The 1,034-nt window shown below is 66.6% G+C and carries 1 protein-coding gene; it reads right to left on the bottom strand.

Annotation, left to right across the window (positions count from 1 at the left end; all coding sequences use genetic code 11):
- Positions 1-940, bottom strand: a protein-coding gene (locus LRA89_RS20425; protein WP_230772845.1) for an IS630 family transposase whose coding sequence is annotated in 2 segments (ribosomal slippage) — positions 1-595 and positions 595-940 — 941 coding nt annotated over the 2 segments. Because the reading frame shifts where the segments join, the coding sequence is not laid out codon by codon here. This gene is flagged as partial in the annotation.
- Positions 941-1,034: the final 94 nt, after the last annotated feature.

Raw genomic sequence — 1,034 nt, forward strand, 5'->3', positions numbered from 1 at the left:
GCATCGTATCCGGCAGCGGCGAAGTAGTTGGCGCACTCAGCGGGCGTGTAGGTGTCGATGGCGGCGCCGATGGCGCGGGACAGGTCGTCGACGGTGCGCGCAGCAGCTTTACGCAGGAGTGCTTTCAGCTTGGCGAAGGCGTTTTCGATCGGATTGAAGTCCGGCGAGTAAGGCGGAAGGAAGAGCAGCCGGGCACCCCTTGCCTCGATCGCATTCCGCGCCACGACGCTTTTGTGGGCGGGCAGGTTGTCCAGGATCACGACATCGCCGCGTTTCAGTGTCGGGGCGAGCGCCCGGGCGACCCAGGCCTCGAACCATGCCCCGGTCATCGGTCCGTCGATGACGAGCGGTGCGGTCATACCCGAGAGCCGCAAGCCGCCGACGAACGTGGTCGTCATCCAGTGCCCGTGCGGCACCGCCATGCGCAGCCGCTCGCCGCGTGGGGCACGGCCGTACTGGCGTGCCATCTTGGTGCTGGCACCCGTTTCATCGACGAAGACGAGTGTTTCCGGATCGAGATCGAGTTGGCCCTCGAACCAGGCCTCACGCGCGATCAGGACGTCGGGGCGGTCCTGCTCGCTCGCATGACCAGTCTTTTTTTGCGCGTATGCCCGTGGCGGGCGAAGAAGCGCCACAGGGTCGATACCGCCATCGCGATCCCCTCGGCGGCCAGCGCCGTGCGCAACTCGGCAAGGGTGATGTCGGGGGCCGCCTCGTACAGCGCCCAGATGCGTGCCGCCTTGGCCTCGGTCGTGGCAGAGCGCGTGTCACCGCCCTGTGGCTTGGCCGCCGGCCTTCCCTGATCGCGCTGAAGTGCCGCCCACCTCACTGCACTGGCTGCGCTCACCCCGAACCGCGCCGCGGCCGCCCGGCGTGACATGCCGCCCGATATGGCACCAACAACCCGCTCCCGCAGGTCCATCGATAACGGCTTGCCCATCTGACCGGCCTCCTGTCGCCGGTGACAGGCTTGAATCAGACTTCAGTCCCCTTGGGAATCCCTCAACGATTCACGCCGTTCGGATTATGCTCTA

Origin of the sequence: Sphingomonas sp. Leaf4 (assembly GCF_920939515.1) — a bacterium.
GTDB lineage: Bacteria > Pseudomonadota > Alphaproteobacteria > Sphingomonadales > Sphingomonadaceae > Sphingomonas.